Source organism: Campylobacter sp. LMG 17559 (genome assembly GCF_024723605.1).
Lineage (GTDB): Bacteria > Campylobacterota > Campylobacteria > Campylobacterales > Campylobacteraceae > Campylobacter_D.
Window position 1 is genome coordinate 103023 of record NZ_JANQCZ010000006.1, and the last position, 13819, is coordinate 116841.

15 protein-coding genes are annotated in these 13819 nt (G+C 31.0%); 6 read left to right on the forward strand and 9 right to left on the reverse strand.

All coding sequences use genetic code 11. The annotated features are described in order from the left end of the window. Position 1: 1 nt before the first annotated feature. Positions 2 to 1180 (reverse strand): tryptophan synthase subunit beta, encoded by a 1179-nt coding sequence (trpB, locus tag CAMP5082_RS04715; protein ID WP_039619183.1) that lies wholly within the window; start codon positions 1178 to 1180, stop codon positions 2 to 4. 271 nt (positions 1181 to 1451) lie between these two features. Here trpB and CAMP5082_RS04720 point away from each other — a divergent pair, with 271 nt between their 5' ends. Then, a complete protein-coding gene (locus tag CAMP5082_RS04720) occupies positions 1452 to 1895 on the forward strand; it encodes a YqaA family protein (protein ID WP_337206054.1) in 444 nt (147 codons plus the stop codon). On the opposite strand, the gene CAMP5082_RS04725 is transcribed toward CAMP5082_RS04720, so the two are convergent. Together CAMP5082_RS04725 and CAMP5082_RS04730 are read right to left on the reverse strand one after the other, a co-directional pair. Beyond that, the gene (locus CAMP5082_RS04725) at positions 1851 to 2855 is read right to left on the reverse strand and encodes a nucleoside hydrolase (protein WP_337206065.1); all 1005 of its coding nucleotides are present in this window, start codon (positions 2853 to 2855) and stop codon (positions 1851 to 1853) included. The two genes, CAMP5082_RS04720 and CAMP5082_RS04725, sit on opposite strands and share 45 nt — an antisense overlap. Beyond that, on the reverse strand, positions 2855 to 4207 hold the full coding sequence (locus tag CAMP5082_RS04730; RefSeq protein WP_258109029.1) for an MFS transporter: 1353 nt from the start codon (positions 4205 to 4207) through the stop codon (positions 2855 to 2857). The genes CAMP5082_RS04725 and CAMP5082_RS04730 overlap by 1 nt, the downstream gene beginning before the upstream one ends. A gap of 132 nt (positions 4208 to 4339) precedes the next feature. Between CAMP5082_RS04730 and polA the strand changes: the two genes are divergently transcribed. The 3 genes from polA to motB are packed head-to-tail and all read left to right on the forward strand — an operon-like array spanning position 4340 to position 8516. Beyond that, positions 4340 to 6979, forward strand: coding sequence for a DNA polymerase I (gene polA / locus CAMP5082_RS04735; protein ID WP_337206055.1), 2640 nt, complete (start codon positions 4340 to 4342; stop codon positions 6977 to 6979). Positions 6980 to 6991: 12 nt separating this feature from the next. Then, a complete protein-coding gene (motA, locus tag CAMP5082_RS04740; RefSeq protein WP_337206056.1) occupies positions 6992 to 7765 on the forward strand; it encodes a flagellar motor stator protein MotA in 774 nt (257 codons plus the stop codon). Positions 7766 to 7775: 10 nt separating this feature from the next. Then, positions 7776 to 8516: a flagellar motor protein MotB gene (gene motB / locus CAMP5082_RS04745; RefSeq protein ID WP_263663936.1), complete on the forward strand. Its 741-nt coding sequence runs from the start codon at positions 7776 to 7778 to the stop codon at positions 8514 to 8516. An 8-nt stretch (positions 8517 to 8524) separates the two neighbouring features. Here motB and CAMP5082_RS04750 read toward each other — a convergent pair whose 3' ends face one another. The 6 genes from CAMP5082_RS04750 to CAMP5082_RS04775 form a co-directional block, all read right to left on the reverse strand. After that, on the reverse strand, positions 8525 to 9511 hold the full coding sequence (locus tag CAMP5082_RS04750) for a beta-ketoacyl-ACP synthase III (RefSeq protein WP_337206057.1): 987 nt from the start codon (positions 9509 to 9511) through the stop codon (positions 8525 to 8527). After that, positions 9498 to 10487: a phosphate acyltransferase PlsX gene (gene plsX / locus CAMP5082_RS04755; RefSeq protein WP_263663938.1), complete on the reverse strand. Its 990-nt coding sequence runs from the start codon at positions 10485 to 10487 to the stop codon at positions 9498 to 9500. The genes CAMP5082_RS04750 and plsX overlap by 14 nt, the downstream gene beginning before the upstream one ends. Before the next feature lie 5 nt (positions 10488 to 10492). Beyond that, the gene (gene rpmF / locus CAMP5082_RS04760; protein ID WP_012662034.1) at positions 10493 to 10639 is read right to left on the reverse strand and encodes a 50S ribosomal protein L32; all 147 of its coding nucleotides are present in this window, start codon (positions 10637 to 10639) and stop codon (positions 10493 to 10495) included. 11 nt (positions 10640 to 10650) lie between these two features. Beyond that, entirely contained in the window at positions 10651 to 11007 is a 357-nt protein-coding gene (locus CAMP5082_RS04765) for a hypothetical protein (protein ID WP_337206058.1), read from the reverse strand. Continuing rightward, on the reverse strand, positions 11007 to 11420 hold the full coding sequence (ndk, locus tag CAMP5082_RS04770; protein WP_337206059.1) for a nucleoside-diphosphate kinase: 414 nt from the start codon (positions 11418 to 11420) through the stop codon (positions 11007 to 11009). The genes CAMP5082_RS04765 and ndk overlap by 1 nt, the downstream gene beginning before the upstream one ends. Positions 11421 to 11562: 142 nt before the next feature. Beyond that, on the reverse strand, positions 11563 to 11847 hold the full coding sequence (locus CAMP5082_RS04775; protein ID WP_173786825.1) for a DUF362 domain-containing protein: 285 nt from the start codon (positions 11845 to 11847) through the stop codon (positions 11563 to 11565). A gap of 185 nt (positions 11848 to 12032) precedes the next feature. Here CAMP5082_RS04775 and CAMP5082_RS04780 point away from each other — a divergent pair, with 185 nt between their 5' ends. Together CAMP5082_RS04780 and CAMP5082_RS04785 are read left to right on the forward strand one after the other, a co-directional pair. Next, positions 12033 to 12629, forward strand: a complete 597-nt coding sequence (locus CAMP5082_RS04780; protein ID WP_264284920.1) for a peroxiredoxin — start codon at positions 12033 to 12035, stop codon at positions 12627 to 12629. Positions 12630 to 12802: 173 nt separating this feature from the next. After that, the coding region (locus tag CAMP5082_RS04785; protein ID WP_337206060.1) for a cache domain-containing protein at positions 12803 to 13819 on the forward strand (1017 nt) is incomplete at its 3' end.

Consider the following 13819-nt stretch of genomic DNA (forward strand, 5'->3'; position numbering starts at 1 on the left):
TTCAACCATAAATTTCACCTTTTTTATACTCATAAATACTTTGCATATCTTTATCGCCTCTTCCTGAAAGATTTACAACTATCACACTTTTTTTCTTTAAAGTCGGACAAAGTTTTTCTAGATAAGCTAATGCATGTGAGCTTTCAATGGCAGGTATAATACCTTCTTCTTTACATAATAATTTTAAAGCATTGATACACTCATCATCGCTAATAGCATGATAACTTGCTCTTTTACTTTCTTGTAAATATGCGTGCAAAGGACCTATGCCAGGGTAATCAAGCCCAGCAGAGATGCTAAAAGTATGAGCAATGTTTCCTTTATCATCTTGTAAAACCTTAGTTTTCATACCATGGATAATACCTTCTTTACCTTTAGTAAGTGTGGCTGCATGATAAGGTGTATCTTTGCCTAAACCTGCTGCTTCAACGCCTATGAGTTTAACTTTTTCATCTTTTAAAAATGCATGAAAAATTCCAGCAGCATTGCTACCACCTCCAGCTGCTGCTATGATGTAATCAACTTTTTTATTTAATTTTCTAAGTTGCATTTTACATTCTTTACCTATAATACTTTGAAAATGCGTAACAATTTGCGGATAAGGATAAGGTCCTACTGCACTTCCTACTACATAAAATACTTCTTTGGTATTTTTAACCCAAAAATTTAAAGCCTCATCTACTGCATCGCTTAAAGTTTTACTTCCACTTTCTACCGCATGAACTTTTGCTCCTAAAAGCTCCATTTTATAGACATTTAAGGCTTGTCTTTTTACATCAATAGCCCCCATAAATATCTCACATTCAAGTCCCAAAAGTGCTGCTGCAGTAGCGGTTGCAAGCCCGTGTTGTCCTGCTCCGGTTTCTGCAATAATTTTTTTCTTATTCATTTTCTTTGCCATTAAGGCTTGAGCTATGGCATTGTTGATCTTATGAGCTCCTGTGTGAGTTAAGTCTTCTCTTTTTAAATAAATTTCATGATTATAAAGCTTGCTTAAATTTTTAGCATGGTATAAAGGCGTAGGTCTTCCCACATAATTAGCTAAGAGTTCTTTTAATTCTGTGTTAAAATCTTTATCTTTTTTGAGTTTTAAAAAAGCTTTTTCTACTTCATCTAATGCTATTTTTACTTCATTTGGCACAAATTGCCCACCAAATTTTCCATAATATTTTTTCATAATATTTCCTTAAAATGATTTATAATATAAAATCAAAAATGATCAACTAAAACTAAAAATGTAAAATAAAAATGATTGAAAATGTAGTAGCAGGCTTAACGCCAAGAAAAAGAAGCTTTGTTAAACGAGTATTCTAAATTTAGTTTAGAAATTTTTTTCCTTTCCATAGTTTTTCCTTTTAAAAAATTGCCAAATGACTTTACATTCTAAGATAATTGTTATTAAAAATTCTTTAAAATGATAGTTTGGAAAATAAATACTAAGAAAATTTGTAATGTTTGATTTTTTATATAATGACATAAGCTATATAGGGCTTTTTATAGTATGTTTTCTCTCTAGCACTCTTTTGCCTATGGCAAGTGAGGCTTTTGTGCTTGCCTTTGTGAAATTAGATTTTAATGCTTGTATGATTTTATTTGTTGCAAGTTTGGGAAATACTTTGGGTAGTTTAAGTACTTATGCATTAGCTTATTTTGGAGAGAGTCAAATTTTAGAAAAATATTTTAAAGGCTCTTTGTATAAATTAGAAAAAATCAATGCAAACTTTAAAAAATTTGGCTCTTTGTATGCTTTTTTTACTTTTTTGCCCATAGTGGGAGATCTTTTTGCACTAGGGCTTGGATTTGCTAAGTATTCTTTTTTAAAAGCAAGTATTTTTATAGCCTTGGGTAAATTAAGCCGTTATGCTTTTGTAATTTTCATAGCAAATTCCATTTAAAAGTCTTGATTTTAAAAGATTTAAAAGTCTAGCATTATCAATATCTTTTAAAACTTTTATAGCATTTTTTAATTTATGATTTTTCATAGGCATTTTTGCATCTTTAAAACACCTTATCGTGCTTCCTCTAGCAAAAGTACTATCACAAATGACATCTACTAAATACTCATCAAAATTTGCTAAATTAGGATCAAGCATATAAGCAATAGTTAATGCATCATGTATCCATGTGCCATTTGTACCTCTTGTTTTGCTTGCATAATCAATCCAAATTCTTAAAGTTTGTATTAAAAAATCACAAAGAGGATTTTGATTTTCTAAAGCATTTAAATCTTCATGTGTGAGCATAGTTTGCATTGTTGCATTATAAGGAACAAGTGTGATTTTAGCTCTTGAGTTTAAAACTATACTAGCAGCTTCAGGATCAAAGCCAAAATTTGTATCTTTGATATGATAAGGCATATCAAAACTTCCACCCATGATAAAAATTTCTTTCACATTTTTATCAAAGTCTTTAAAAAGCTTCATCGCTATGGCTATATTTGTTAAAGGTCCTATAGCACAAATGGAAATTTCACCCGGGTTTTGCATAATAAGCTCACCCATTTTCATACAAGCATTTGGGCTTATGTTTTCTAAGATTTTTATAGGTTTTATATGATCCCAAAGATGAGTAAGCTTAAACTCTTCTACGCTTTTATCTAGTCTTTGTCTCCAAAAATGACTATCTTCACATAAAGCTTCATGGGCACCTAAATACAAAGGTATATCTAGATTAAGCTTATTTAATAAATCTTTAGCAACACTATAAGCGGTTAAAGCTTGTACATTACCACTTAAAGTGCTAATCATTTCAAGTTTGATTTCTTTGGAGGCTAAAATAAGTCCAAGGGCTAAACCATCATCGGTATTAGCCCCTGCTACGCCATTACCTATATCAGTATCTAAAATAAGGCGTATCATATCGCATCTTCTATTAAATTTAAATCCCTGCCTCTAGTTTCTGGTGCAAAGAAAGTTGTGATAAAACCAATTCCTGCAGTGATAACAAAATACAAGGCTATTGGCCACCAAGTACCATAATAAGCAAGCAAAGCTGAAGCTATCATAGGAGCAGTTCCTCCTGAAAGTATAGAGCCAAATTCTTTTGCTAGCGCCATTTTAGTATAACGATTTTTTGCTCCAAAAAGTTCTACACCCCACGCAGCTTGCACACCAAAAATCCCTAAAGATGCCAAAGACATACCTACGATGATAGTTAAAATTACAATAATTTCATTTTTACTATCAAGTAGCATAAAAGCAGGGAAGGCATAAAGCATTAAAAGCAAGCAAAAGGTTCTATAGGTAATGCGTCTTCCAAATTTATCACTTAAATATCCTGCTAAAGGTATAACTAAAAATCCCACCAAAGAAGCGATAACAACAGCAGTTGTGGCTACTGATTTATCAAGAAGTAAAATTTTAGTTACATAACCTACTATAAAGCCTTGTGCAAGATAAGATGGTCCATTTTCTCCTATTCTTATACCCACCATAGTCCAAAACGCACGACTTTTTTGCCAAAAAGTTCTTTCATCTTTTTTCATATGTGCTTCATTTTCATGACGAATTTTTAGCATTAATTCTTTTTGTTTTTCAAAAACAGGAGTTTCTTTTACATTTAAACGCATATAAACAGCAAAAAGTGCTATAAAAATACTTCCTATAAAAGGAATTCTCCATCCCCATTCTTTAAAACTAGCATCATCCATACTTGTAACTAAAAGCCACACAAAAGCTGCAAGTAAGGTTCCACTATTTGATCCAAGAGCGATGATAGAAGAGATTAAACCTCTATGTTTGCTAGGAGCGTATTCTCCAAGCATGACAGTCCCACCCGAAAGCTCAGCACCTGCACCAAAGCCTTGCATAAAACGCAAAATAACCAAACATATAGGAGCCCAAATTCCAATTACTGCATAACTTGGTATAAAACCAATTAAAGTAGTTGAAATACCCATTAATGCAATGGTGCTCATCAATACATTTTTTCTTCCGTATTTATCTCCTAAATATCCAAAAAATAAAGCTCCAATAGGTCTAGCGATAAAACCTATACCATAAGTAACAAAACTAAGTAATAATGCTATAACAGGAGTTTGTTCAGGAAAGAAAACTTCTGAAAAAACAGTAGCTGCAGCTAAGCCATAAAGTGCAAAATCTGCATATTCCATAGCAGTTCCTAGCCAACACGAAAACACAGCCTTTTTGAAGGCTTTTTTTCCTTGTGGAGTTTGAAAATTTTCATCCGCGATTGATTTTGTTTGCAAGATTAAACCTTTATTTGAAATTTCAAAATGATAATTTTATCTAAAATGCTTAAAATGGAAATTTAATACTTTTTACCGACTTTTAAATAATTTTGGGCGATAATTATTATTATTTTTTAATATAGGAAACAAATGAAAACTTTAACCATAATTGATACTTTTGGCTTTTTCTTTAGACTTTTTTATGCTTTAAAGGGTTTGAAAAATTCAAAAGGCGAGCCTAGTAATATGATTAGCGGTTTTGCTAATTTTATTTATAGTTTGAAAAATGAACATCCTAGTGATATGATTATTTTTGCTCTTGATAGTAAAGGAAAAACTTTTAGAAGTGAAATTGATCCAAATTATAAAATCAACCGCACTCCACCTCCACCTGATTTATTAGCTCAAATTCCAATTTGTATTCAAATGATAGAAAAAATGGGTTTTTCAAGTTTTTCTTGCGAAGGATATGAAGCTGATGATATCATCGCATCTTTGGTTAAAGAGTGTGAGAATAAGGATATTTTTATAAGAATTATTACTCAAGATAAAGATTTGTATCAACTTATAAAAGATGATAAAGTTAGTATTTATAGTCCTATTTCAAAAAATGATTACAATGAAGCAGGATGTTGGGAAAAATATGGGGTAAAACCTAGCCAAATAAGAGATTTTTTAGCTCTATGTGGAGATAGCTCGGATAATATCCCAGGGGTAAAAGGAATTGGTGCTAAGGGTGCTAAAAATTTACTTGATGAGTTTGAAAGTATTGAGGGAATTTATGAAAACTTAACACTAGTGCGTAATGAAAGAAGTCGTAATTTATTGCTTGAGGGCAAAGAAAATGCCTTTTTGAGTAAAAAACTTGCTTCTTTGTATGAAAATTTAGATGTAAAAGATATGCTTTTAAATTGTGAGTATCCAAAAGATGAACCTTTGCTTAAGATTATGGATATTTTAGAGCATTATGAATTAAATGCTTTATTGAAAAAACTACGCACTAATCCTACTAATAAAGATAAAAATTTAGGATTTAATGCAAGATTAATTTTAGATGAGAAAGAATTATTTGAAATTTTAGAAAAAATTGATGATCAAAGCATTGTTGCTTTTGACACTGAAACTACGGGCTTAGATACCAAAGAAGCAAAGATAGTAGGGTTTAGCTTTTGTTTTCATGAAAGTGAAGCCTTTTATGTGCCACTTGCGCATGATTATTTGGGAGTTTGTAAGCAAATTTCTATGCAAGTGGCCAAAAAAGGCATAGAAAAAATCTATCAAAGCATGGTTATAGGTCATAATCTTAAATATGATTTTGAGATTATAAAAAATAATTTTAATTTACTTCCTCCAAAAAATTATGCTGATACTATGATACTTGCATGGCTTAAAGAGCCAAGTTTGCGTGTAAATATGGATGATTTAGCAAAAAGATTGTTTGATTATGAGACTTTGCATTTTGAAGATTTGGTAAAAAAAGGAGAAAACTTTGCAGGAGTGGACGTAGAAAAAGCTTGTAAATATGCAGCCGAGGATGCTTATATCACTTTAAGATTTTATTTGTATTTTTTAAAAAATTTAGAAAAGCCTTTGTTTGAGCTTGCACAAAAAAGTGAGTTTGAATTTATCAAAGTGCTTATTATGATGGAAAATAACGGCATTAAGCTTGATACTCAAAAGCTTGAAAGCTTAATGCAAAGTTTTAATCAAGATATCAAAATATTAAGTGAAAAAATATATGATTTAGCAGGTGAAAAATTTAATATCAACTCTCCTAAACAAGTAGGGGGTATTTTATTTGAAAAACTAAAGCTACCAAGTGGTAAAAAAAGTAAAACAGGTTATTCTACTGATGAAAAGGTTTTAAATGCTATTTTAGATAACCATCCGATTGTAAAAGAAATTTTAGCTTATAGAGAGCTTGCAAAATTAGTTTCTACTTATTGTGAACCTTTGTTAAAATTAGCTAAAAAAGATGAAAACTCAAGAATTTATTCAAGCTTTTTACAAACAGGAACAGCTACTGGACGCCTTTCATCAAAGGATCCAAATTTACAAAACATCCCTGCGCATGGTCAATATGCTAAAGATTATAAATCCTGTTTTGTAGCAAAAGAAGGATTTAGTTTTATTTCACTTGATTATTCACAAATTGAGCTTAGAATGCTGGCGCATTTTAGCGAAGATGAAAAGTTGTTAGAGGCCTTTTTAAATGATGAGGATATTCATGCAAAAACTGCTATTATGATTTTTAATCGTAGTGATTATGAGACAAGAAGTATTGCTAAAAGCATAAATTTTGGTCTTATTTATGGTATGGGTTATAAGACTTTGAGTCAAAATTTAAAAATAGAAGCAAAGTTAGCTAAAGAATATATTGAAAAATATTTTGAGAATTTTACTAGCATTAAAACCTATTTTGAAAAGGTAAAAAATGAAGCTAAGCAAAATGGTTTTATAAAGACTTTGCTAGGTCGTAAGCGTTATTTTGACTTTGAAAATGCAAAGCCTATGCATGTGGCGATGTATGAAAGAGAGAGTATTAACTCTACACTTCAAGGCTCTGCTGCCGATATAATAAAACTTGCAATGATAGAAATTGCAAAAGATTTAGATGAAAATAAACGTTTGATTTTACAAATCCATGATGAGCTTATTTTTGAAGTAAAAGATGAACTTTGTGAGGAATTTGCAAAAAATGCTAGTGATATTATGGAAAATATTGTAAAATTAAAAGTTAAATTAAAAACTTCATCAAGTATTGCCAAAAATTGGGGCGCATTAAAATAAGGAGAATAATTAATGGATCTTTCAACCATACTTGGGATGGTATTAGCTGTTGTTAGTATTTCTGTGGGGGATATTTTAGAGGGTGGTAACCCTTTACATGTTTTGCATTTAAGTTCATTTTTAATCGTGGTTCCAACTGCGGCTTTTTGTGCGATGACAGCAACTCATAAAAAATTTGTTAAAGCAGCTTATAAAGAATTAAAACTTGCCTTTAAAGGTGCGGGGGTAAATTTAAGTCAAAGGATATCTGAGCTTGTAGAATACTCTATCATAGCAAGAAGAGATGGGCTTTTGGCTTTAGAGTCAAAAACTAATGAAATTGATAATGAGTTTTTAAAAGAAACCATGATGATGATGGTTGATGGCAAGAGCGTAGAAGAGATTAAAGAAAGCATGGAAATCCAAATAGAGGAAATGGAAGAATATTACAAAGAAACGGCAGAATACTGGATCCGTTTTGGTGAGACTTGTCCTACTATGGGACTTGTTGGTGCGGTTATGGGGCTTATGCTTGCTTTGCAACTTTTAGATGATCCTCAAGCTATGGCAGCAGGTATTGCAGGAGCATTTACTGCAACGGTAACTGGAATTTTTGGTGCTTATGCTTTATTTGGACCTTGGGGTCATAAAATCAAAGCTAATGCTCATGAACTCATTAAAGAAAGGATAGTTATCTCGCATGCTATAGTAAGTATTGCAGAGGGAGCTAACCCTAGGGATTTAGAGGCTAAATTGTTTAATTATCTTGGACAAGGTGAGCCTAGAATTTCTCAATTTGATAAGTAAGAGTTAAAAAATGGGAAAAAAACATAAATGTCCAGAATGTCCAGCAGGTGAAAAATGGGCTGTGCCTTATGCAGACTTTTTAAGTTTGCTTTTGGCGCTTTTTATTGCTCTTTGGGCGATTTCTGAAAGTAACCCCGCTAAAACTGAGGCTTTAAAAACTGAATTTGTTAAAATTTTTGAATTTACTGCTTCAAATCCTTTAGAAAAAGAAAGTGAAGTGCATAATAAATACAGTGCACCATCTAATGCAAATGTTGAAGAGCTTGAAAAGCTTAAAAAATTAAGTATCACCCAACAAGAAAATATAGAAAAATTAAAAGCAGCATTAGATCAAAGAGAAAATAATATAGTTTTAAATTTGCCTGCAAGGGTTGAATTTGCTAGGGGTAGTACACAAATTGATTCAGCTGATGTGCAAGATTTTCTAAAACGTATTAGCGAAGTTTTAAAAAGAATGCCAAAACAAGCTCAAATAGAACTTAGAGGTTATACTGATGCAAGTGATAAAGATCCTAAGAGAAATTTTGATTTAGCAAGTAAAAGAGCTCAAGTTGTGGCTGATTATTTGATTACTAGAGGAATTAATCCAGCTCAGCTTATAGTGGTTAGTTTTGGTGAAAATTATCCTTTGAGCGCAAACAAAGAAGATGAAATAAACAATAGAGTTGAATTTTATATCCGCGTAGATTCTTCAGATAATCAAACTAGAAAGTCAGTATTAGATCAAATTGGAGCTTTTAACAACAAATAAGTTTTTACTTATTTGTTGTTATTTTCTCCGCCAAAACGAAGCAATGCTGAACCCCAAGTAAAGCCTCCGCCAAAAGCATCAAGCAATATTAATGAACCTTGTTTTAAACGACCTTGCTCGTAAGCATCATTCATTGCCATAGGAATTGAAGCAGCTGAGGTATTGCCATATTTTTGAACAGTAACTACACATTGTTCATCTTTGAAGTTTAATTTTTCTTGTACGGCCTTGATAATTCTTAAATTAGCTTGATGAGGTATAAAAAGATCAATTTCTTTGCTTTTTATATCGTTTTTTGCAAGAATTTCAATAACATCATTACTTAGGGTATTCACAGCGATTTTAAATACTTCATTCCCCTTCATTTGCATGGAAAGTGGAGAGCAGATACTACTTTTTTGAGCTCTTTGAGTCATTAATAAATCTCCAAATTCCCCATCACTTGCAGTATGAGTATCTATAATAGGAAAATTATCATCTAATGACACAACCCCAGCCCCAGCTCCATCACCAAATAGCACGCAAATACTTCTATCAGTATAATCCATAATAGAACTAATTTTTTCAGCTCCTATGATTAATACATTTTTTTTAGTACCACTTTCAACCATAGATTTTGCAAGCTCTAAAAGATAAATAAATCCTGAGCATGCGGCAGAAATATCAAAAGCGGTGATATTTTTTAAGCCCAAATTATGAGCGATTTTACATGCAGTTGATGGCATGGTAAAATAATCAGGGCTTAAAGTAGCTACGATGATCGCATCTATATCTTGAGGATTTAAATTAGCTCTTTGTATGGCTTTAATAGCTGCTTTAGTACCAAGATCGCTTGTATTCTCATCATCATTTGCTATGTGTCTTTGTTCTATACCAGTTCTTCTTAATATCCATTCATTACTAGTTTGAACCATTTTTTCTAAGTCAAAATTACTCAGAGTTTTTGTAGGGATATAAGAAGCTATACTTTTTAAGGAAGCTTTAGTTGATTTCATAATTAGAAAGTTCTTTTTCTATAGTTTGGTTTATATTTGATTGTGTGAAATTTAATGCTTGAAAAATAGCATTTTTTATAGCTTTTGGACCACTTTTTCCATGACTTATAATGACACATTCTTTTACACCCAAAAGCGGAGCTCCACCGTATTCTTCATAGTCAATATGAGTTTTTAGTTCATTAAAAGCTGGTTTTGCTAAAAGATAGCCTAGTTTTGCTAAAAAAGATTTTTGAATTTCTTGTTTTAGAAGCTTTGTGATAACACTTGCTACACCTTCGCCGGTTTTAAGTAAAATATTCCCATTAAATCCATCACATACTAATACATCTATAGTACCATTAAAGATATCTCTACCTTCGGCATTTCCGACAAAATTTGGAAGTTGCTTTAAGAGTTGATGAGTTTCTTTGGTAAGCTCATTTCCCTTACATTCTTCTTCGCCATTTGATAGTAAAGCAACTCTAGGTTTGGCAATTTTTAAAATCTCTTTAGCATAGGCTTCACCCATAATAGCAAATTGAAATAAATGCTCACTTTTACAATCAACATTTGCTCCAACATCTAGTACAAGTGTTCTTGAATGGATATTTGGCATTAAAGTAGCAATTGCAGGTCTAGCAATATTTGCTAATCTTCCAAGCCTTAATGTAGCTAAACTCATAGTAGCTCCACTATGCCCAGCAGAAACAACAGCTTTTGCTTTTTGATTTCTTACTAAATCAATGGCTTTGTAAATAGTACTATCTTTTCTTTTTAGTGCATCTGTGGAATTTTCATCCATAGCAAACACATCAAAAGCTTCTTCGTATTCTATGTATGAGTTTAATTCTTGAGGAATCAAGGTTTTTAGTTTTTGAGGATCCCCTACCAAGATAGCTTTAAATTCACGCTCTTTTAGAGCTTGAATCACACCTTCTATGATAGGTTTTTCCCCAAAATCACCACCCATTGCATCAATAGCAATGCTTGTCATCGTTATTAATATTCCTTAGTTACTGGATTTACACGGTGAGGCATTTTATAGCTACCATCTTTGTCTTTTATAGGCATAGGTAAGGTAACTTTATAATGAGTTCTGCGTTTTGCTGCACGAGTTTTACTCACTCTTCTCTTAGGTACTGCCATTTTTTACTCCTTTATTGATTTAAACATTTATTACAATAAAAATAATCACTTAAATAAGATTGTAACTCACTTGTGGCAAGTTCTATTAAATCTATATGAGAGTCAAAAAACTCCATAGTATCACTTAAAGTATTATTTTCATCTTTAAAAATTCCATCGCTTGCAAAAAGCTCTATATTTTGATCGATTTCAAACTCCATTTCATCGCCACATCGATCACAGTTTCTATAAGTAAATCCTTTGAAATTAGCTTTTATTTTTGCTAATTTTGGATTGACTTTTGTAATAGTTCCTTCAAAAACTATATTATCAAGATCTAGCTTAAAAGGATAAGCCACAGAGCTAAGTTTTGCAAAGGCAATTTTCATTATAAAATTTCAGTTTTTGAAAAGAAAAATTCTATTTCAATTTTTGCATTTTCTAAGCTATCACTTCCATGAATCGCATTTGCATCAATACTATCTGCAAAATCTGCTCTAATAGTACCAGGAGCTGCTTCTTTTGGATTTGTAGCACCCATTAATTCTCTGTTTTTTAACACTGCATTTTCGCCTTCTAAAACAGAAACCACAACCGGACCACTGATCATAAATTCAACTAAATCTTTAAAAAAAGGTCTGTCTTTGTGTACAGCATAAAATTCTTGCGCTTCTTTTTCTGAAAGCTGTATTTTTTTTGTTGCTGCTATTCTTAGACCATTGTTTTCAAAGCGTGTTAAAATTTGACCAATAACACCTTTTTTTACTGCATCAGGTTTAATAATAGAAAGTGTTTTTTCCAAAATCGTCCCCTTAATTTAAATAAGTTTTATATTTATAAAAAGAGCTAATTATATCAAAAAATGCTTTAAATTTATATAAAAGTTTAGAGTTTATAGAAGGGTTTGTAAGTAACTTGAAATCAAGATACTTACATTAAATTTATTAAGCAAATACTGGAGTTGAACCGTCTCTTAAATCACTACCGATGTTATCACGACTTGGTTGACCACCTACTACATCACTCCATACAATACAACCATCAGTTGGGCAAGCACTTGCACAGGCTGGTTGATCATTGTGTCCTACACATTCAACACATTTATCTGCATAAACATAATATCTGTCTTCGCCCTCAGGATTATTTGCATCATCTACGATCGCACTTACTGGGCATTCATCTATACAAGAACCACATGCTATACATATATCAGTAATTTTAACTGCCATTTTTTACTCCTTAATATTAAATGTTAAATGCAAGATTATCAAAATTGTGTTAATTTTATTCTTAAAATCTATTAATTTTGATAATAAAATTAAATTATGGATAATTTTACACAATTAATAAATTTTTAAATTTACAAATGATATTATTTTGTTACAAATAAAATTTATTAATTAGGAGATAAAAAATGATAGTTACTAAAAAAGCTATTGACTTTACAGCACCAGCTGTATTAGGAAATAACCAAATAGTTGAAGATTTTAATCTTTATAAAAATATAGGACCAAAAGGCGCGGTAGTATTTTTCTATCCAAAAGACTTTACTTTTGTTTGCCCATCTGAAATTATTGCTTTTGATAAAAGATATCAAGATTTTAAAGATAGAGGTATTGAAGTAATCGGCGTATCTTGTGATAATGAATTTTCTCACTTTGCATGGAAAAATATGCCAGTAAATCAAGGTGGTATAGGTCAAGTTAAATTTCCTTTAATAGCTGATTTAACTAAACAAATTGCGAGAAATTTTGATGTTTTATTTGAAGAGGCAGTTGCTTTAAGAGGTTCTTTTTTACTTGATGCTGATGGAACAATTCGTCATGCAGTGATCAATGACTTACCACTTGGAAGAAACATTGATGAGATGATTAGAATGGTTGATACTATGTTATTTACTAATGAACATGGTGAAGTTTGCCCAGCTGGCTGGAACAAAGGTGATGAAGGTATGAAAGCTGACCCTAAAGGTGTTGCTGATTATCTAAGCAAAAACGAAAGTAAACTATAATTTTATAGCAGTGAAGTCTTACTTCACTGCTATTTTACTAAAAAATTTCTACATCTATCACTTTATTTTACATTTTTAAAAAATATTTTGTTTTTTTATGAATTTTTAAAATTATTATTATAATTTTTTGATAGAATTATTAATATAATGATAATAAAATTCAAGGAAAATAAATGCTTTTTAAAAATAGTTTTATTAGTGTAAAAAATAAACTTTCTTATACTACAGGGATTATAGTTGCTTTAGCTTTGTTTATAGTAACGGCAATGGCTTTTTATTCAAGTAGAGAAAATCTTATTATAAATAGTAAAAATGCAAATAAAGATTATTTATTAGTAACTACTGCTCAAGTGGAAACTTATATTGAAAGTTATGTTGAAATTCTATTATCTATAAAAAAATATATAGATTCATTACCAAAATATCAGACAGAAAATTTTGATAAATTAGGGGAATATTTTGCTAAGGATTTGAAAGTATTTAAAGACGGTTCAAATACTTTAGCAGTATATCTTGGTTTTCCTGATGGAACCATGCTTGTTAGTGATGCAGAATCAGATAAGAAAGGAATACCTTTTAGAAAAAGAGGTGGTGGTATAAGTTATTATGATGATCCTCAATATAATGCGACTACGCGAGATTGGTACAAGGGAGCATTAAAAAATAAAGGTGTTTTTGTAAGTGATGTGTACGAAGATTCAGTAACAAAATTCCCTAGTTTTACTTATTCTGTACCTATTGAAAAAAATGGAAAACTTATAGCTGTTTTGGGTGTTGATTTACTTTTAACATCTCTACAAAAAACATTTGAAAAATTACCAGGAAGTGTATTTGTTTTTGACAATACTAGTTCAATACCTTTTGCATCTAACGATAAGTCTTTAATATTAAAATCATACCCAAACATCGATGAGATTAAAAATCACCATAAAGTAGTAGGTGATTATAAGACTTTTGAATATACTGGGATAAATAGTAGAGAAAAAAGATTTGGAGTTTGTGCAAATATTAATAATTCAAATGCTCATGTTAACTATGTAGCGTGTGCAATTCAAAAACAAGATGATTTAGATAAATTAGTTATTGAAGATGTATTTGATCAAATTATAACATCTATTGTGATTTTAATTTTATCATGTCTTATTGTTTATTTTATTTCATCAAGATTGTTATCACCTTTACAAGCTATA